Below are 14,662 nucleotides of genomic sequence, written 5' to 3' on the forward strand. Positions count from 1 at the left end.
TTACGCAATTCCGGACGGAAAACCGCTTCGCACTTTTCCTGGAATTGCTCTAGGAGAAGATGTACCTCGTTGCGGCCCAGCCCCTCAGGCGCCCAGTGCCTTTGGGGCGGCCGAGCAATGCACCTTGAACTAACGTGGGTTCGATGACTTTTGTGCGATCGAATGTGAACTTGCAATCTTGCAACTCCTTTTAAGCCGGCGAGAAATTTTCAACCTTACAAGCTATTTAGCTGTACCTCCAGGTTGTCTACATTCTGTAGCTCGCCTAAGTTGCCGTTCCAATTCACGATTCCGGGGACGACCATGGACGCCGATACGTTGCCGGCCATCAACAAGATCGGCGCGCCATCCCTCAATCTGCGCGGGCTGGCGGGCGTCTCAGCGGTGGCGTCAATGATGATGTCTGCGGCGGCGGCTCAAGGCGCTGACTGGATCGGCACGACAAGCACGGACTGGACGAACGGGAGCAACTGGTCGACGGGGAGCGCTCCGGGCGCCGGCCAGGCCGTCAATATAGGCGCGCTGGCGACAACGCAGCCAAACGTGATCCTCGGCCTCGGCGGGCCGGTGGTTGTCTCGGTCGGCACCACAAGCGTAGGCCAGAGCGTCGGTAAGTCTGGCGTGCTGACTATTCAGAACGGCAGCCGTTTGACTAGCACGGGCGGTATCTCGCGGGTTGGGGTAGCAGTCGGAAGCACTGGAACCGTCACCGTCACCGGTCCTGGATCACAATGGAACATACCGGCCGGAACTTTTTATCTCGGCTTTTCCGGCACAGGTACACTCAATATCGAGAATGGCGGCCAGGTTACTGCGGGGTCCAATACAGTTTTGGGCGGCAGTGCCGGGTCGTCCGGCACGCTCAACATCGGCAGCGGCGGTACGCTGCAAACGTTATCCCTTCGGGGGGCGGGCGGCGGCAGCCAGGCAACTTTCGACGACGGCATTTTGCGCGCGACTGCCACCAATGCGATCTTCATCAACGGATTTTCCGCCACTGAACTCAACCTACTCGCGGGCGGGCTGACGATCGATACTGCCGGTTTCGCTGTGGGAACCGACGCGGCGTCGGGGTTTTCAGGCGTCGGCGGCCTGACCGTCACCGGCGGCGGCGTCTTCAGCCTGCTGGCAAACAGCGTCTATACCGGCGAGACGCAGATCGACTTCGGCAGCAGTCTTGCCCTTTCCGGTGCCGGCGCCATCGCCAATTCCAGCCGGGTCGTCGCCGATGGCACTTTTAACGTTTCGGCAGCCGCCGCCCCGACGATCCAGAGCCTGGCCGGCAGCGGCAGCGTGCTGCTCGGAGCCCAAACTCTGTCGATCGCCAATGCCAACGACACGTTCGCTGGCGTCATCGGCGGCACGGGCGGGCTGACCGTCACCGGCGGCAGTCAGACGCTTTCGGGCGTCAACACCTATACCGGCGCGACGACGGTGAGCGGTGGCCGGCTTGCCGTCAACGGCTCGATCACCAGCCCGGTCACGACATCGGGAACCGGCATTCTCGGCGGCACCGGCACGATCTTCGGCGATGTGACCAATGCCGGCGTGCTGGCACCCGGCAATTCGATCGGCACGCTGACGATCGCAGGCAATTATACCGGCACTGGCGGCACACTTGAGATCGAAAGCGTGCTCGGCGGCGATGCCTCGCCGTCCGACCGTCTCGTCGTGACGGGCAACACGGCGGGCACGACTGATGTCAAGGTCATCAATCTCGGCGGCGGCGGCGCGCAGACGGTCGAAGGCATCAAGATCGTCGATGTCGGCGGCATCTCGGCCGGCAGCTTCTCGCTGCAAGGCGACTATGTGTTCGAGGGCGATCAGGCCGTGGTGGGCGGCGCCTATGCCTATCGGCTTTACCAGAACGGCCTCAGCACGCCTGGCGACGGCGACTGGTATCTGCGCTCGACCGTGCTCGATCCCAGCAGCGGCGGGACCGGGCCGCTCTATGCGCCGGGCGTGCCGCTCTATGAGGCCTATGCCGGTGTGCTTCAAAGCCTTAATCAGTTCGGCACGCTGCGCCAGCGCACCGGCGGGCGCGACGATGGTCAATCTGCCGACGAAGCAGCCAATGATCAGGGCAGGGCGATCTGGACCCGCATCGGCGGCACGCATTCGCATTTCGAGCCGGAAAGCTCGACGACGGGCACCGAATACGACGTCGACAGCTGGACGATGCAGGCGGGCGTCGACGGAATGCTGCATGAAAGCGGGGCAGGCGTCTTGATCGGCGGGGTCAGCTTTCATGCCGATACGGCCTCGGCGGATATCTCCTCGCGCTTCGGCAAGGGCGATATCGACACGACAGGCTACGGCTTCGACGGCACCCTGACCTGGTACGGCAATAGCGGCTTCTATCTGGATACGCAGGCAGGCGTGACCTGGTACGAGAGCGATCTCAAATCCTCGACGCTGCACACCACGCTTGCCGACGGCAATGACGGCTTCGGCTATGGCTTCAGCGTCGAAGCCGGCCAGACGATCGCTCTGACGGACCAGTGGTCGCTGACGCCGCAGGTCCAGCTTGCCTATTCCTCCGTGCGCTTCGACAGTTTCACCGATGCCTATGGCGCCGCCGCATCGCTTGACGACGGTGACAGCCTGACCGGCCGCCTCGGCATCTCGGCCGATTATGACCGCGACTGGAAGGACGCCTCCGGAAGGACCAGCCGCGCGAAGTTCTACGGCATCGCCAACCTCTATTACGATTTCCTCGACGGTTCGAAGGTCGATGTCTCCGGGACCAGCCTCGTCAGCGAGAACCAGGCGCTCTGGGGCGGCCTTGGCATGGGCGGCTCGCTCAGCTGGGCGGACGACCGATACGCGGCCTACGGCGAGGCCTTCGCCCGCACCAGCCTCCAGGACTTCGGCGACAGCAACGCCCTCGGCGCCAAGGCCGGGTTCAGCGTGAAATGGTAGCGATCAGCCCTCGACCGGAAAAAGCTTCAGAAACTGCCGGTCGCCCTCCGGCGAAAATAGGATCGAGCGGCTTTCCGCCGTGCGCCGCGCCCAGCCCTTGTCGAGGAAGCTTGAGAGCAGAGCCTTGCCGAGGCTGCCGGCGAGGTGGGCGCGTCTTTCGCTCCAGTCGAGGCAGGAGCGGCAGAGCGGCCGGCGCGACGATCTGAGGTCGCTAACATCGATGCCGATGCATTGGAGATCGCTTTCGCCCTTTTCCGTCAGCGCCAGGCCGTCGCCGACAGCGTCGATCGAGCCGGAGGCAATCAGGCTGTCGAGCATGCGCACGCCGTAATCGCCGGCAAGGTGATCGTAACAGATGCGCGCCTTGCGCAGCGCCGGCTCCTTCGGTCCCGGCTGGTGGCGCAGATGGCCGCGCCCGGCGGCAAAGCCCATCATGCCTTCGATCAGCCGGGCAGCGGCCTCGTCGGCCAGCGTGAAATAGCGGTGGCGCCCCTGCTTGCGCTGGGTTAGCAGTCCGCCGGCTTCGAGCTTGGCAAGATGCGTGCTCGCCGTCTGCAAGGTGATGCCGCCGACGCCGGCAAGCTCGGTCGCCGTCAGCGCCCGACCGCCGGTCAGCGCCGCCAGCATGTTGGCGCGCGCCGGATCGCCGATGAGCGCGCCGATCTGCGCAATGTCAGGACCTTCCTTCATACTTCGATCGTAACCGAAGCATCGCCGTCAGGCAATGTGCGAAAACGGGTGAAGAGCCAAAGGAGAAAACCCATGATCACCTGCTTCATCCGTTATCAGATCGACCCCTTCAAGAAGGAGGCGTTTGCCGAATATGCCCGCAACTGGGGCCAGGCGATACCGAAAAACGGCGCCGACCTGATCGGCTATTACGGCCCGCATGAGGGATCGGCAACGACGGCTTACGGCGTCTATAATATCGAAAGCCTCGCCGCCTACGAAGCCTATCGCGCCAGGCTGGCTGCCGACCCGCTCGGCCGCGAGAATTACGAATTTGCCAGACGCGAAGGCTTCATCCTCAAGGAGGATCGTATCTTCCTCAAAAATGTCTCCGCCCCTCACGCCAAGCTGGTGCTGCCATGATCGCCGTCATCTTCGAAGTCGTGCCCTATATGGGCGAACGCCACAAATATTTGGATCTCGCCGGCGAGCTGCGCGGCGAACTCGAAAAGATCGACGGCTTCATCTCGATCGAGCGTTTCGAGAGCCTGACGACGCGCGGCAAGCTCTTGTCGCTCTCCTTCTTCCGCGACGAGGCGGCGGTGAAGGAATGGCGCAATCTCGAGGTTCACCGGGCGGCCCAGCAGGCCGGACGCTGCGGCATCTTCGCCGATTATCGCCTGCGGATCGCCAGTGTCATCCGCGATTACGGCATGTTCGAACGCGACGAAGCGCCGGCCGACAGCCGAAGCGTTCACGACGCCGCCTGATCGCCGGCGTCGCCAAAATCTGCCGCTCACTCATCGGCCACCCGAAAAAATTCCCGAAATCGGCCAGCGCTTCAGGCTTTGGTAACTAAGTTGCGTAACCATAACGGACAGTTAAGCGTAGAGCGTGAGTGAGTATTTAAATGGCATCAATTTTTCCGCTTGCCGACCTCAAGGCTTCCGTCAAGTCGGATTCCCGGCAGGATTCCAGGGCCGGGTCTTGGGTCGACACGATCATCAAGGGCGATTGCGTTAGCGCCCTTGAAGCTTTGCCCAGCCACTCCGTCGACATCATCTTTGCCGATCCGCCGTATAATCTCCAGCTCGGCGGTACGCTGCATCGTCCCGACCAATCTCTGGTCGATGCGGTCGACGACGAATGGGACCAGTTCGCCTCCTTCGAGGCCTATGACGCTTTTACCCGCGCCTGGCTGCTGGCTTGCCGCCGCGTGCTGAAACCATCGGGCTCGATCTGGGTGATCGGCTCCTACCACAATATCTTCCGGGTCGGCGCCACGCTGCAGGATCTGAATTTCTGGATCCTCAACGACATCATCTGGCGCAAGACCAACCCGATGCCGAATTTCAAGGGCCGCCGTTTCCAGAACGCCCATGAGACGATGATCTGGGCAAGCCCCAGCGCCAAGGCCAAGGGCTATACCTTCAATTACGATGCGCTGAAGGCCGCCAATGACGACGTGCAGATGCGCTCCGACTGGCTCTTCCCGATCTGCAACGGCAGCGAGCGGCTGAAGGGCGAGGACGGCAAGAAGGCGCATCCGACGCAAAAGCCGGAAGCGCTGCTTGCCCGTGTCATCATGGCCTCGACCAAGCCCGGCGATATCGTGCTCGATCCCTTCTTCGGCTCGGGAACGACGGGTGCGGTCGCCAAGCGTCTCGGCCGTCACTTCGTCGGTATCGAGCGCGAACAGGATTATATCGATGCGGCCACAGCCCGCATCGCCGCCGTCGAGCCGCTCGGCAAGGCGGAACTGACCGTCATGACCGGCAAGAAGGCCGAAGTCCGTGTCGCCTTCAACGTGCTGGTTGAAAGCGGCCTGATCAAGCCCGGTCAGGTGCTGACCGACGCCAAGCGCCGCTATAGCGCGATCGTTCGCGCCGACGGCACCGTGGCTTCAGGCGGCGAGGCCGGCTCCATTCATCGTCTCGGCGCCAAGGTGCAGGGTCTCGATGCATGCAACGGATGGACCTTCTGGCATTTCGAAGACGGGCGGTCCCTGCGCCCGATCGACGATCTCAGGTCCGTCATCCGCAGTGATCTTGCAAAGGCGGAGTGAGCAACGCCTTCGCGAGATCGAAATACCTTCTTCCGGTTTCCTCCAGTTACGGAAGAAGGCCAAGGCGCCCGGAGTTTGAGCTCCGGGCGTCTTCTATTCAAGAATACCATTTCAGAAGTCGCGATAATCGGTGACCTCGACCCGTGTGACGCGGCCTTCGGCGTTGAAGGTGATCGTCTCTTCGCCCTCGCGGATCAGCGGCTTGCCCGTCTTGCTGTGGGTGGCGCGTACCGACCAGACCGACCGGCCGGAAAGCGGCGTCAATGTTTCCACCAGCGAATTTTCCGCCGTCTGATCAGGATAGTCGTCGAAATAACGCCGGAAGGCCGCCATGATCTCAATCCGTCCTGTGAGATCGCCGACGCCGTTCGAGACATAGGTCGCATCCTCGGCGAAATAGGCCTCGATCGCGGGAAAATCGAGGGCGTTGATGGCAGCGTGAAAGAGTTCGATTTGCTTTGCAGGGTCGAAAGTCATGGGTCTCAGACCTTCACCCCATAGCCGGCGAGATCGCTGCGCAGCTTTTCCGCACCTGAAAACAGCACCGCATTCCAGCCGAAAGCCCTCGCGCCCTCGACATTAACAGGCGCGTCGTCGATGAAGATCGTCGCTGCCGGATCGAGACCGAAGCTTTTTGTATGGGCCTCGTAGATGGCGATATCGGGCTTGATCAGGCCGACATCGCCGGAAACGGTGACGCCGCGCGGTTTGGTCAGGAAGGGGAAGCGGGCCTGCGCCTCACGGAACGTGTCGGAGGCGAAGTTGGTGAGCATCGTCACGTCGCGCCCTTCGGCAATCAGCCCTTCCATGATCGCGACGCTGTCGTCATAGGCGTGCGGCACCATCTCATGCCAATATTTGCGGAAGGCGCGGATATGTTCCTCACGCGCCGGGTGCTGTTCGATCAGCAGCGCTTCGGCCTCCGCCCAGGTGCGGCCGCGGTCCTGTTCGATGTTCCAGTCATGGGTGCAGATATTGGCGAAGAACCAGTGGCGCTCGGTCTCATCGGGGATGAGGCGGCTGAAGGGAAGATGCGGATCGTAATGAATAAGGACTTTGCCGATGTCGAAAACGATATGTCTTATGTCGGTGGTCATGGTCATCCCTTGGATGTTTTGAACGCGAGAGGAATAGCCGCTGCGATCGCTTTTTTCATGATGGTCGGCAGCGCCTGGGCTTCAAGATTTGTAACCGGCTCCCACCATCCGTCATTCGGGCCGTCATCCAGGGCGACTTTGGCTGCAACCGCCGCGCGCCAGATCGAAAGCCTGAGTTCGAAATGCGTGAAGACATGGATGACGGTGCCGGAGGACTGCCATGCCGCTTCGAAGGGCGCGGCGGCAGCCGAGGTCTCGCCGTCGATGCGCGCCGTCCACGCCGTCGTCGGCACCTCGGTCATGCCGCCGAGCAGGCCGCTGTCGATGCGCCGCCGCAGCAGGATCTCGCCATCACCCGTCACCGCGATGAAGGCCGCGCCATATCGGACCGGCTTCTCCTTCTTCGCCGCCTTGACCGGAAAGAGCTCGGGATCGGAAAGCTTCAGCGCCTGACAGGCATCTCGGAACGGACAGAGCGAACAGGCCGGCCGTTTCGGCGTGCAGATCGTGGCACCCAGATCCATCATTGCCTGGGCGAAATCGCCGGGCCGATCGGCGGGCGTCAACAGCGCCACCTTCTCTCTCATCGCGGGCTTTGCGGCAGGAAGCGGCGTGGCGATCGCATAGAGCCTGGAGATCACCCGCTCGACATTGCCGTCCATGACCGCCGCCTGCCGGTTGAAGGCGATGGCCGCGACGGCGGCGGCCGTATAGTCGCCGATGCCGGGCAGCGACTTGAGGCCCTCTTCGGTATCGGGAAAGATGCCGCCATGCTCTTTTGCCACCGCTTCGGCGCATTTCTTCAGGTTGCGGGCCCGCGCGTAATAGCCAAGCCCCGCCCAGGCCGCCATCACCGCGTCGTTTTCGGCTGCGGCAAGGTCGGTCACTTCAGGCCAGCGCTCAAGAAACCGTTCGAAATAGGGTTTGACCGCCTGCACCGTCGTCTGCTGCAGCATCACCTCGGACAGCCAGATGCGATAGGGGTCGGGCTTTACGCCGCGGGCCGCCATGCCTGGCGAAACGCGCCAGGGCAGGTCGCGGTGGTGGCGATCATACCAGTCGAGCAGGGGCTTGGCGGAGGGCGTGTCGAGTGTGGTGATCGTCATGATTTGCCGCGATGGGGGGAAGTGCCTATACTTGGCGAAGCAATGCCGCGCGATCAAGTCGCCTGTGCGAATTGGCATGCGAATTGGCGGCGTCGCTGAAGGGTTTCGATGAGTTATCCACGCAAAGGTGCAAAACAGATCTCCGAGCTGGCGAACGGGCTGATCGATCCCGTGCTTGCCAGGCGCGCCGGCATCAACACGGCGCTGCTCGGCTCGTGGAGCGAAATCGCCGGCGAGGATTTCGCCGATTGCACCCGGCCGGAAAAGATCGCCTGGGCCCGCGGCGGCAATGAGACCGGCGGCTTCCGCCCCGGCGTGCTGACGATTGCCTGCGAAGGCGCGCGTGCGCTGTTTCTCACCCATGCCCAGGGCGAACTCATCCAGCGCATCAACAGCTTCTTCGGCTTTGCCGCCGTCCACCAGATCCGCATCGTCCAAAAGCCGGTCTCACAAGCCATCCGCCGCTCCCGCACCCCGCCGCCGCTGAAGGGCGAAGCCGCCCGCAAGCTCGAAGGCATGATGGAGGGGATAGAGAACGACAAGCTGCGCCAGGCGATCCAGCGCTTGGGGACCGCGGTGATGGGGAAACGGGGGAATCAACGCTAGCGCTTTACGGTCATGGGTTGTCAACCTGAACTGCACTCGCCGTGAACCACAAGCGTTGACTTCAGTTAAGCGAATTCCTTTTGCTGATCCGCGTAAGATCGTGCTAGATTCTGACTCATGACGAGCAAAACGCCCAAGTTGACCCGCAACGCCAAGACCGGCGGCATGACCCAGGCCAGTGCCGAAAAGATCAGTGCGGTTGAAGGCCTGGTACTCAGCCCGCGCATGCGTAAGCTCCTGGCCGAGACCAAGGATCAGCCGCCCGAAGAACGTCGCCAGGCGATCCGCGCACAGTTCACGCGCAAGTCCGCCTAAGCGTTGGTCTATACCGCCGAATCCGATCCCCTCTGTTATCCCGGCACGACCGTGCTCCGCAACAAACTGGACCTCACGGACCAGAGCGAGCTCGACGAGTTCGAGACAACGATGTTCGTGCTCCGCTCCGAAGAACCTTGGCCGGAGGGTAACCTGGATGTCGCCCACTATCTCGCCCTTCATCACCACCTGTTCCAGGATGTCTATGATTGGGGCGGTGAGATCCGTACCATCCGTATCGGTAAGGGTGGCAACTGGTTCTGCTACCCGGAATTTATCCCAAACGAGCTTAATCGGATTTTCCGGGAGCTGGCCCGGGCGGATTATTTCGAAGGTCTGACACCGGCTGACTTTGCGGCTCAGGCTGCGCACCTCCTTGCCGAAATTAACGCCATCCACCCGTTCCGTGAAGGCAATGGCCGCACCCAATTGACCTTCCTCGCGCTTCTGGCCAGACATGTCGGCCTGCCATTCAATGCCGAAGTGCTTGATCGTGAACGTGTCATCGAGGCCATGATCGAGAGCTTTGCGGGCTCCGAGCAGCCGCTAGCGACGCTCATATTCGACATCGTCACCGAACTTTGACGCAACCCTCTTGAAGAGGACTGGCGATCGAACACCTCGGATGCCATACTTATATGGCAGACGGGAGAAAAATCATGCTGGTCTTGCAGTTGCCCCCTGATATCGAAGCGCGGCTGATTGAGCTTTCGAGGCGTACCGGCCGCAGCAAGAGCTTCTATGCGCGGCAAGCCATCCTCGCGCATCTCGACGATCTAGAGGATGTCTATCTTTCCGAAAGACGCCTGGAAGAGCTTCATCAGGGCGAGAGCGATACCGTGCCGCTGGCCGAGCTGTTGGCGCGTCATGGCTTGGACAACTGAGTTTCATCGAGCAGCCGATACGAGGTGGGCCGCCGCCTCGATGTAATCCTGCAATTTTTGGTCTAGTCGTCCCACCACGGTCACAATTCTTTGAAGGAAGTTGGCGAACCGTGCCTTGTGAGTGGCCGCCAGCCGTTATATCGCACAGTCATGCCGTCAATCTCACTATCTATGGGGAATCCATGCAGATGTCCGAAATGCAACTGACGAAACGCCGCCTGCTCAGCGGTATCGCCATCGCCGCAGCTGCCGTAGTGCTTGTCGCCTGCAACGACAGCAACGACGCTGCCGATGCTTCGTCCTCCGGCAAGACCATGGCTGATGGCACCAATGTCGACACCATGCAGACGGCGGCCACCTCGGCGACCGAAATGCCGGAGTCCGACGGCGATGTCGACATGGCCGAAGTGCTGAAGCCCGGCGTGCTGCCGGAAATGGCGCTCGGCAAGGCCGATGCCCCGGTCAAGATCGTCGAATACATGTCGATGACCTGCCCGCATTGCGCCCATTTCCACAACACCGTTTTCGACACGATCAAGCAGAAATATGTCGACAGCGGCAAGGTGCAGTTCATCATCCGCGAATTCCCCTTCGACCCGCGCGCCGCCGCTGCCTTCATGCTCGCCCGCTGCAATTCTTCCAATCCGGAGCAGTTGAGCACGCCGGAACAGTATTTCCCGATGGTTTCGATGCTCTTCAAGCAGCAGCAGGTCTGGGCAGCCGCCGATGATGGCCGCGCCGCACTGCTGCAGATGTCGAAGCTTGCCGGATTTACTGAGGATAGCTTCACGAAATGCTTGACGAACCAGAAGCTTCTGGATGAAGTGAACGCCACGCGGGAAAGAGGTTCCAAGGATTTCGGCGTCAACGCCACCCCGACTTTCCTGATCAATGGCAAGCGCTACTCTGGAGACATGCCGGTTGACACTTTGTCGAAGCTCATCGACAGCCTGCTCTGAACCGGATCGTTTCGATAGAACGGGCGACGGCGAAAGCCGTGCGCCTGTTTTTTTGTGGCTGCATGACGAGCCCGCCCCGCGCCCCGGAGCGGCTGCATGAAGTTCAACAAGCTGCGCCTGGTCGGCTTCAAATCCTTCGTCGAACCGACGGAATTCATCATCGAGCGGGGACTGACCGGCGTTGTCGGGCCGAATGGCTGCGGCAAGTCGAACCTGGTCGAGGCGCTGCGCTGGGTGATGGGCGAGAATTCCTACAAGAACATGCGCGCCTCCGGCATGGACGACGTGATCTTTTCGGGCTCGGGAAACCGCCCGGCGCGCAATACCGCCGAAGTGGCACTCTATCTCGACAATGCCGAGCGCACCGCGCCTGCCGCCTTCAACGACAGCGACGAGATCCAGGTCACCCGCCGCATCGAGCGTGAACAGGGCTCGCTCTATCGCATCAATGGCAAGGAAAGCCGCGCCAAGGACGTGCAGCTGCTGTTTGCCGATGCCTCCACCGGCGCGCGCTCGCCCTCGATGGTCGGGCAGGGGCGTATCGGCGAGCTGATCCAGGCCAAGCCGCAGGCCCGCCGCCAGCTGCTGGAAGAGGCGGCCGGCATTTCAGGCCTGCATTCCCGCCGCCACGAGGCAGAACTGCGGTTGCGTGCCGCCGAAGGCAATCTCGAGCGTCTCGACGATGTCACCTCGCAGCTCGAAAGCCAGATCGAGAGCCTGAAGCGCCAGGCCCGCCAGGCAAACCGCTTCAAGACGCTGTCTGCCGATATCCGCGCCCGTGAGGCGATGCTGCTGCATATCCGCTGGGTGCAGGCGAAGGAGGCCGAGGCCGAGGCCGACAGCGCGCTGAACCAGGCGACCTCCGTCGTCGCCGAAAAGGCGCAGATGCAGATGGAGGCGGCGAAGAACCAAGCTATCGCCAGCTTCAAGCTGCCGGAACTGCGCGAGGGCGAGGCGCGTGCCGCCGCCGCCCTGCAGCGCCTGCAGATCGCCAGAAGCCAGCTGGAGGAAGATGCCGGCCGCATCCTGCGCCGCCGCGACGAACTGACCCGCCGTCTCGCTCAACTTGCCGAGGATATAAGCCGCGAAGAGCGGTTGGTCGCCGACAACGCCGTCATCCTGGCGAGACTCGACGCCGAAGAGGCGGAGATTTCGGAAATTCTCGCCGATTCCGGCCGTTATGCCGAGGAAACCCGCGAGGCGTTCGAGGGCGCGGCGGCAAAACTTGCCGACAGCGAGCGCATCTTCACCCAGCTGACGGCCGAGCGCGCCGAGGCTGCCGCCGGCCGCAACCAGCTGGAACGCGCCATCCGCGATCTCGCCGACCGCCGGATGCGCCTCGAACGCCAGATGGATGAGGCAAACCACGAACTGTCAGCCATCGGCGAGAAGATATCAGGCCTGCCCGATCCCGACGAAAAACGCGCCATCGTCGAGGCCGGCGAAATCGCCGTCGCCGATGCGGAAGCCGCGGTCCAGGCGGTCGACCAGGCGCTGGCTAGCGCCCGCCAGACCGAGGCGCTGTCGCGTGCGCCGGTCGAGCAGGCCCGCTCCAGCCTGAATGCGCTGGAGACCGAGGCCCGGACCATTTCCCGCATGCTCGCCGCCGGTGCCGCGGCCGGCAAATTTCCGCCGGTTGCCGACGAGCTGAAGGTCGACCGCGGCTTCGAAACCGCACTCGGTGCCGCCTTCGGCGACGATCTCGAATCGCCGCTCGATGCCGAGGCGCCAGCCCATTGGTCGGACAATGGCGACGGTGCCGGCGATCCCGCCCTTCCATCCGCTGTTGCGCCGCTGCTTGCCCATGTCCGCGCGCCGGCGGCACTCACCCGCCGTCTGCGCCAGATCGGCCTGGTGGCGGAAGGCGATGCCGAGCGGCTGATGGCGGCGCTGAAGCCCGGCCAGCGGCTGGTGACGAAAGAGGGTGCGGTCTATCGCTGGGACGGCCATGTCACCGGTGCCGACGCCCCGAGTGCTGCAGCACTGCGCCTGGCCCAGAAGAACCGCCTGGCCGAACTCGAAGGTGAGGCGGCCCTTGCCCGCGACGTGCTTGCCGAAGCCGAAGAGCGGCAGGCAGCCGCCGCCGAAGCGATCCGCGCCGAGGAGCGCAGGCTTGCCGAGGCGCGCGACATGAGCCGCCTGTCGGCGCGTCATTTGGCCGAAGCGCGCGACGCTCTCGTTGCCGCCGAGCGTGCCTCCGGCGATCTGATCCGCCGCCGCGATGTTGTCAGCGAGGCCGCCAGCCAGCTGCGGTCGCAGCTGGAGGAGATCGCTATCCAGGAAGAGACTGCCCGCATCGAGCTGGAGGACGCGCCCGATCTGACTGATATCGACGAGCGGCTGCGGTTCCAGCAGGCGGAAGTTGCGACCGATCGCGGCGCGCTGGCCGAAAGCCGCGCCCGCCATGAGAGCCTCGCCCGGGAAAACGAGGCCCGCCAGCGCCGCATCATGGCGATCGGCCAGGAGCGCGAGACCTGGCGCCAGCGGGCGGCAAGTGCTGAAGATCATGTCGCGACGCTACGCGAGCGCGAGGAAGAGGCGCGGGACGAGGCAGCCGAGCTCGAATTGGCGCCGGATGAATTCGACGACAAGCGCCGCGCTTTGCTCAGCGAATTGCAAAAGGCCGAGGAGGCCCGCCGCCAGGCGAGCGACCTGCTGGCCGAGGCCGAACGCATCCAGCGCGAGGCCGACCAGAAGGCGACGACGGCACTGTCGGAACTTGCCGAATGCCGTGAACGTCGCGGCCGCGCCGAGGAGCGCCTGGTTTCAGCCCGCGAAAAACGGCAGGAAAGCGAAGGCCGCATCCGTGAGGTCCTGAACGTCGCGCCGCACGAGGCGCTGCAGCTGACCGGCCGTCCGACCATGCAGGCGCTTCCCGATCCGCGCGAAGTCGAGCGCGAGCTGGAACGCCTGAGGATCGAGCGCGAGCGGCTCGGCGCCGTCAACCTGCGCGCCGACGAGGAACAGAAGGAGCTGAGCGAGAAGCTCGAAGCGCTGATCAAGGAGCGCGACGATGTCATCGATGCGATCCGCAAGCTGCGCGGCGCCATCCAGAGCCTCAACCGCGAGGGCCGCGAACGGCTGATCGCCGCCTTCGACATCGTCAACGCCCAGTTCCAGCGGCTGTTCACCCATCTTTTCGGCGGCGGTACCGCCGAGCTGCAGCTGATCGAATCCGACGATCCGCTGGAAGCCGGCCTCGAAATCCTCGCCCGCCCGCCCGGCAAGAAGCCGCAGACCATGACGCTGCTCTCCGGCGGCGAACAGGCGCTGACGGCAATGGCGCTGATCTTTGCCGTCTTCCTCACCAATCCGGCGCCGATCTGCGTGCTCGACGAAGTGGATGCGCCGCTCGACGACCACAATGTCGAGCGCTACTGCAATCTGATGGACGAAATGGCGGCTTCGACCGAAACCCGCTTCGTCATCATCACCCACAATCCGATCACCATGGCCCGCATGAACCGCCTGTTCGGCGTCACCATGGCCGAGCAGGGCGTCTCCCAGCTGGTCTCCGTCGACCTGCAAATGGCCGAGCGCCTGCGCGAGATTGCTTGAGGTTTTCGACGAACGCGTTTTCTGCACCGGGGAAGGGCTGATTGTCACTGGACATCCCGGCCCAGAAGATTGGCGAGAGCAGCCCCTCATCCGGCTGCCGCCACCTTCTCCCCGTAAACGGGGCGAAGGGGATATGCCACACCGGCTTCCCCCAATCTCGACGCTGCGTATGGCACGTCCCCTCGCCCCGTTTACGGGGAGAGGGCTAGGGTGAGGGGCAGTCATTGGCGCCAACCGAGGATCCACGTCGCCGCCCGCGCCGACGCAATTTCCGTAAAGCTATGGCGCAGTTTTGCGTCCAGAAATTGCGTAGAATCAAGGGTCAAGCAATAAACACCAAAAAAGGTCGGCTCTCTTGCCGTCTGTACCCCATTTGGGTGATGCTCTTTTCGCTGACTTGCATTAGAAGTTGTTTCAACGCAACCTAATTACTCTGCTGGAAAGCGGGCGACCAGAGGTTGCGCATTGTCGAATTTGCGTG

The 14,662-nt window shown here is 62.9% G+C and carries 14 protein-coding genes; 10 read left to right on the top strand and 4 right to left on the bottom strand.

Annotated elements, in window-relative coordinates; all coding sequences use genetic code 11:
• Positions 1-303: 303 nt before the first annotated feature.
• On the top strand, positions 304-2,922 hold the full coding sequence (locus RWJ89_RS23620) for an autotransporter family protein (protein ID WP_441005341.1): 2,619 nt from the start codon (positions 304-306) through the stop codon (positions 2,920-2,922).
• Positions 2,923-2,925: 3 nt separating this feature from the next.
• Here RWJ89_RS23620 and RWJ89_RS23625 read toward each other — a convergent pair whose 3' ends face one another.
• On the bottom strand, positions 2,926-3,612 hold the full coding sequence (locus RWJ89_RS23625) for an ArsR/SmtB family transcription factor (protein ID WP_316031515.1): 687 nt from the start codon (positions 3,610-3,612) through the stop codon (positions 2,926-2,928).
• Positions 3,613-3,684: 72 nt separating this feature from the next.
• Between RWJ89_RS23625 and RWJ89_RS23630 the strand changes: the two genes are divergently transcribed.
• From RWJ89_RS23630 to RWJ89_RS23640, 3 genes are all read left to right on the top strand, one after another.
• Positions 3,685-4,014 carry an NIPSNAP family protein gene (locus RWJ89_RS23630; RefSeq protein ID WP_017993201.1) on the top strand — a complete coding sequence of 110 codons (330 nt, stop codon included), beginning with the start codon at positions 3,685-3,687 and terminating at the stop codon, positions 4,012-4,014.
• Positions 4,011-4,361, top strand: coding sequence for an antibiotic biosynthesis monooxygenase family protein (locus tag RWJ89_RS23635; protein ID WP_131666618.1), 351 nt, complete (start codon positions 4,011-4,013; stop codon positions 4,359-4,361). The genes RWJ89_RS23630 and RWJ89_RS23635 overlap by 4 nt, the downstream gene beginning before the upstream one ends.
• Positions 4,362-4,501: 140 nt before the next feature.
• Positions 4,502-5,656 carry a site-specific DNA-methyltransferase gene (locus RWJ89_RS23640; protein ID WP_316031516.1) on the top strand — a complete coding sequence of 385 codons (1,155 nt, stop codon included), beginning with the start codon at positions 4,502-4,504 and terminating at the stop codon, positions 5,654-5,656.
• Between the two features lie 111 nt (positions 5,657-5,767).
• Here the strand turns inward: RWJ89_RS23640 and RWJ89_RS23645 are convergent, their stop codons facing one another.
• From RWJ89_RS23645 to mutY, 3 genes are read right to left on the bottom strand one after another with little or no spacing between them, the layout of a single operon-like run.
• Entirely contained in the window at positions 5,768-6,133 is a 366-nt protein-coding gene (locus RWJ89_RS23645) for a nuclear transport factor 2 family protein (RefSeq protein WP_222062817.1), read from the bottom strand.
• Positions 6,134-6,138: 5 nt separating this feature from the next.
• Positions 6,139-6,753, bottom strand: a complete 615-nt coding sequence (locus RWJ89_RS23650; RefSeq protein ID WP_222036822.1) for an HAD family hydrolase — start codon at positions 6,751-6,753, stop codon at positions 6,139-6,141.
• Positions 6,754-6,755: 2 nt separating this feature from the next.
• On the bottom strand, positions 6,756-7,859 hold the full coding sequence (gene mutY, locus RWJ89_RS23655; RefSeq protein ID WP_316031517.1) for an A/G-specific adenine glycosylase: 1,104 nt from the start codon (positions 7,857-7,859) through the stop codon (positions 6,756-6,758).
• Between the two features lie 108 nt (positions 7,860-7,967).
• Between mutY and RWJ89_RS23660 the strand changes: the two genes are divergently transcribed.
• From RWJ89_RS23660 to RWJ89_RS23685, 6 genes are all read left to right on the top strand, one after another.
• Complete coding sequence (locus RWJ89_RS23660; RefSeq protein ID WP_018069144.1) at positions 7,968-8,465, top strand: DUF721 domain-containing protein; 498 nt, start codon at positions 7,968-7,970, stop codon at positions 8,463-8,465.
• A 117-nt stretch (positions 8,466-8,582) separates the two neighbouring features.
• A complete protein-coding gene (locus tag RWJ89_RS23665; protein WP_020048831.1) occupies positions 8,583-8,780 on the top strand; it encodes a hypothetical protein in 198 nt (65 codons plus the stop codon).
• Positions 8,781-8,783: 3 nt separating this feature from the next.
• The gene (locus tag RWJ89_RS23670; protein WP_168284296.1) at positions 8,784-9,365 is read left to right on the top strand and encodes a Fic/DOC family protein; all 582 of its coding nucleotides are present in this window, start codon (positions 8,784-8,786) and stop codon (positions 9,363-9,365) included.
• Positions 9,366-9,439: 74 nt separating this feature from the next.
• Complete coding sequence (gene relB, locus RWJ89_RS23675) at positions 9,440-9,664, top strand: type II toxin-antitoxin system RelB family antitoxin (protein ID WP_316031518.1); 225 nt, start codon at positions 9,440-9,442, stop codon at positions 9,662-9,664.
• A gap of 188 nt (positions 9,665-9,852) precedes the next feature.
• A complete protein-coding gene (locus RWJ89_RS23680; protein WP_373423267.1) occupies positions 9,853-10,623 on the top strand; it encodes a DsbA family protein in 771 nt (256 codons plus the stop codon).
• Positions 10,624-10,719: 96 nt separating this feature from the next.
• Positions 10,720-14,181, top strand: coding sequence for a chromosome segregation SMC family protein (locus tag RWJ89_RS23685; protein WP_316031519.1), 3,462 nt, complete (start codon positions 10,720-10,722; stop codon positions 14,179-14,181).
• Positions 14,182-14,662 lie beyond the last annotated feature (481 nt).

Origin of the sequence: Rhizobium sp. 10PS4 (assembly GCF_032464805.1) — a bacterium.
GTDB lineage: Bacteria > Pseudomonadota > Alphaproteobacteria > Rhizobiales > Rhizobiaceae > Rhizobium > Rhizobium laguerreae.

Coding starts and splice junctions, on each gene's coding strand:
- RWJ89_RS23685 (WP_316031519.1), top strand. CDS start 10,720: ATGAAGTTCAACAAGCTGCGCCTGGTCGGCTTCAAATCCTTCGTCGAA.
- RWJ89_RS23620 (WP_441005341.1), top strand. CDS start 304: ATGGACGCCGATACGTTGCCGGCCATCAACAAGATCGGCGCGCCATCC.
- RWJ89_RS23680 (WP_373423267.1), top strand. CDS start 9,853: ATGTCCGAAATGCAACTGACGAAACGCCGCCTGCTCAGCGGTATCGCC.
- RWJ89_RS23650 (WP_222036822.1), bottom strand. CDS start 6,753: ATGACCACCGACATAAGACATATCGTTTTCGACATCGGCAAAGTCCTT.
- RWJ89_RS23635 (WP_131666618.1), top strand. CDS start 4,011: ATGATCGCCGTCATCTTCGAAGTCGTGCCCTATATGGGCGAACGCCAC.
- RWJ89_RS23625 (WP_316031515.1), bottom strand. CDS start 3,612: ATGAAGGAAGGTCCTGACATTGCGCAGATCGGCGCGCTCATCGGCGAT.
- RWJ89_RS23645 (WP_222062817.1), bottom strand. CDS start 6,133: ATGACTTTCGACCCTGCAAAGCAAATCGAACTCTTTCACGCTGCCATC.
- mutY (WP_316031517.1), bottom strand. CDS start 7,859: ATGACGATCACCACACTCGACACGCCCTCCGCCAAGCCCCTGCTCGAC.
- RWJ89_RS23640 (WP_316031516.1), top strand. CDS start 4,502: ATGGCATCAATTTTTCCGCTTGCCGACCTCAAGGCTTCCGTCAAGTCG.
- RWJ89_RS23665 (WP_020048831.1), top strand. CDS start 8,583: ATGACGAGCAAAACGCCCAAGTTGACCCGCAACGCCAAGACCGGCGGC.
- RWJ89_RS23630 (WP_017993201.1), top strand. CDS start 3,685: ATGATCACCTGCTTCATCCGTTATCAGATCGACCCCTTCAAGAAGGAG.
- relB (WP_316031518.1), top strand. CDS start 9,440: ATGCTGGTCTTGCAGTTGCCCCCTGATATCGAAGCGCGGCTGATTGAG.
- RWJ89_RS23660 (WP_018069144.1), top strand. CDS start 7,968: ATGAGTTATCCACGCAAAGGTGCAAAACAGATCTCCGAGCTGGCGAAC.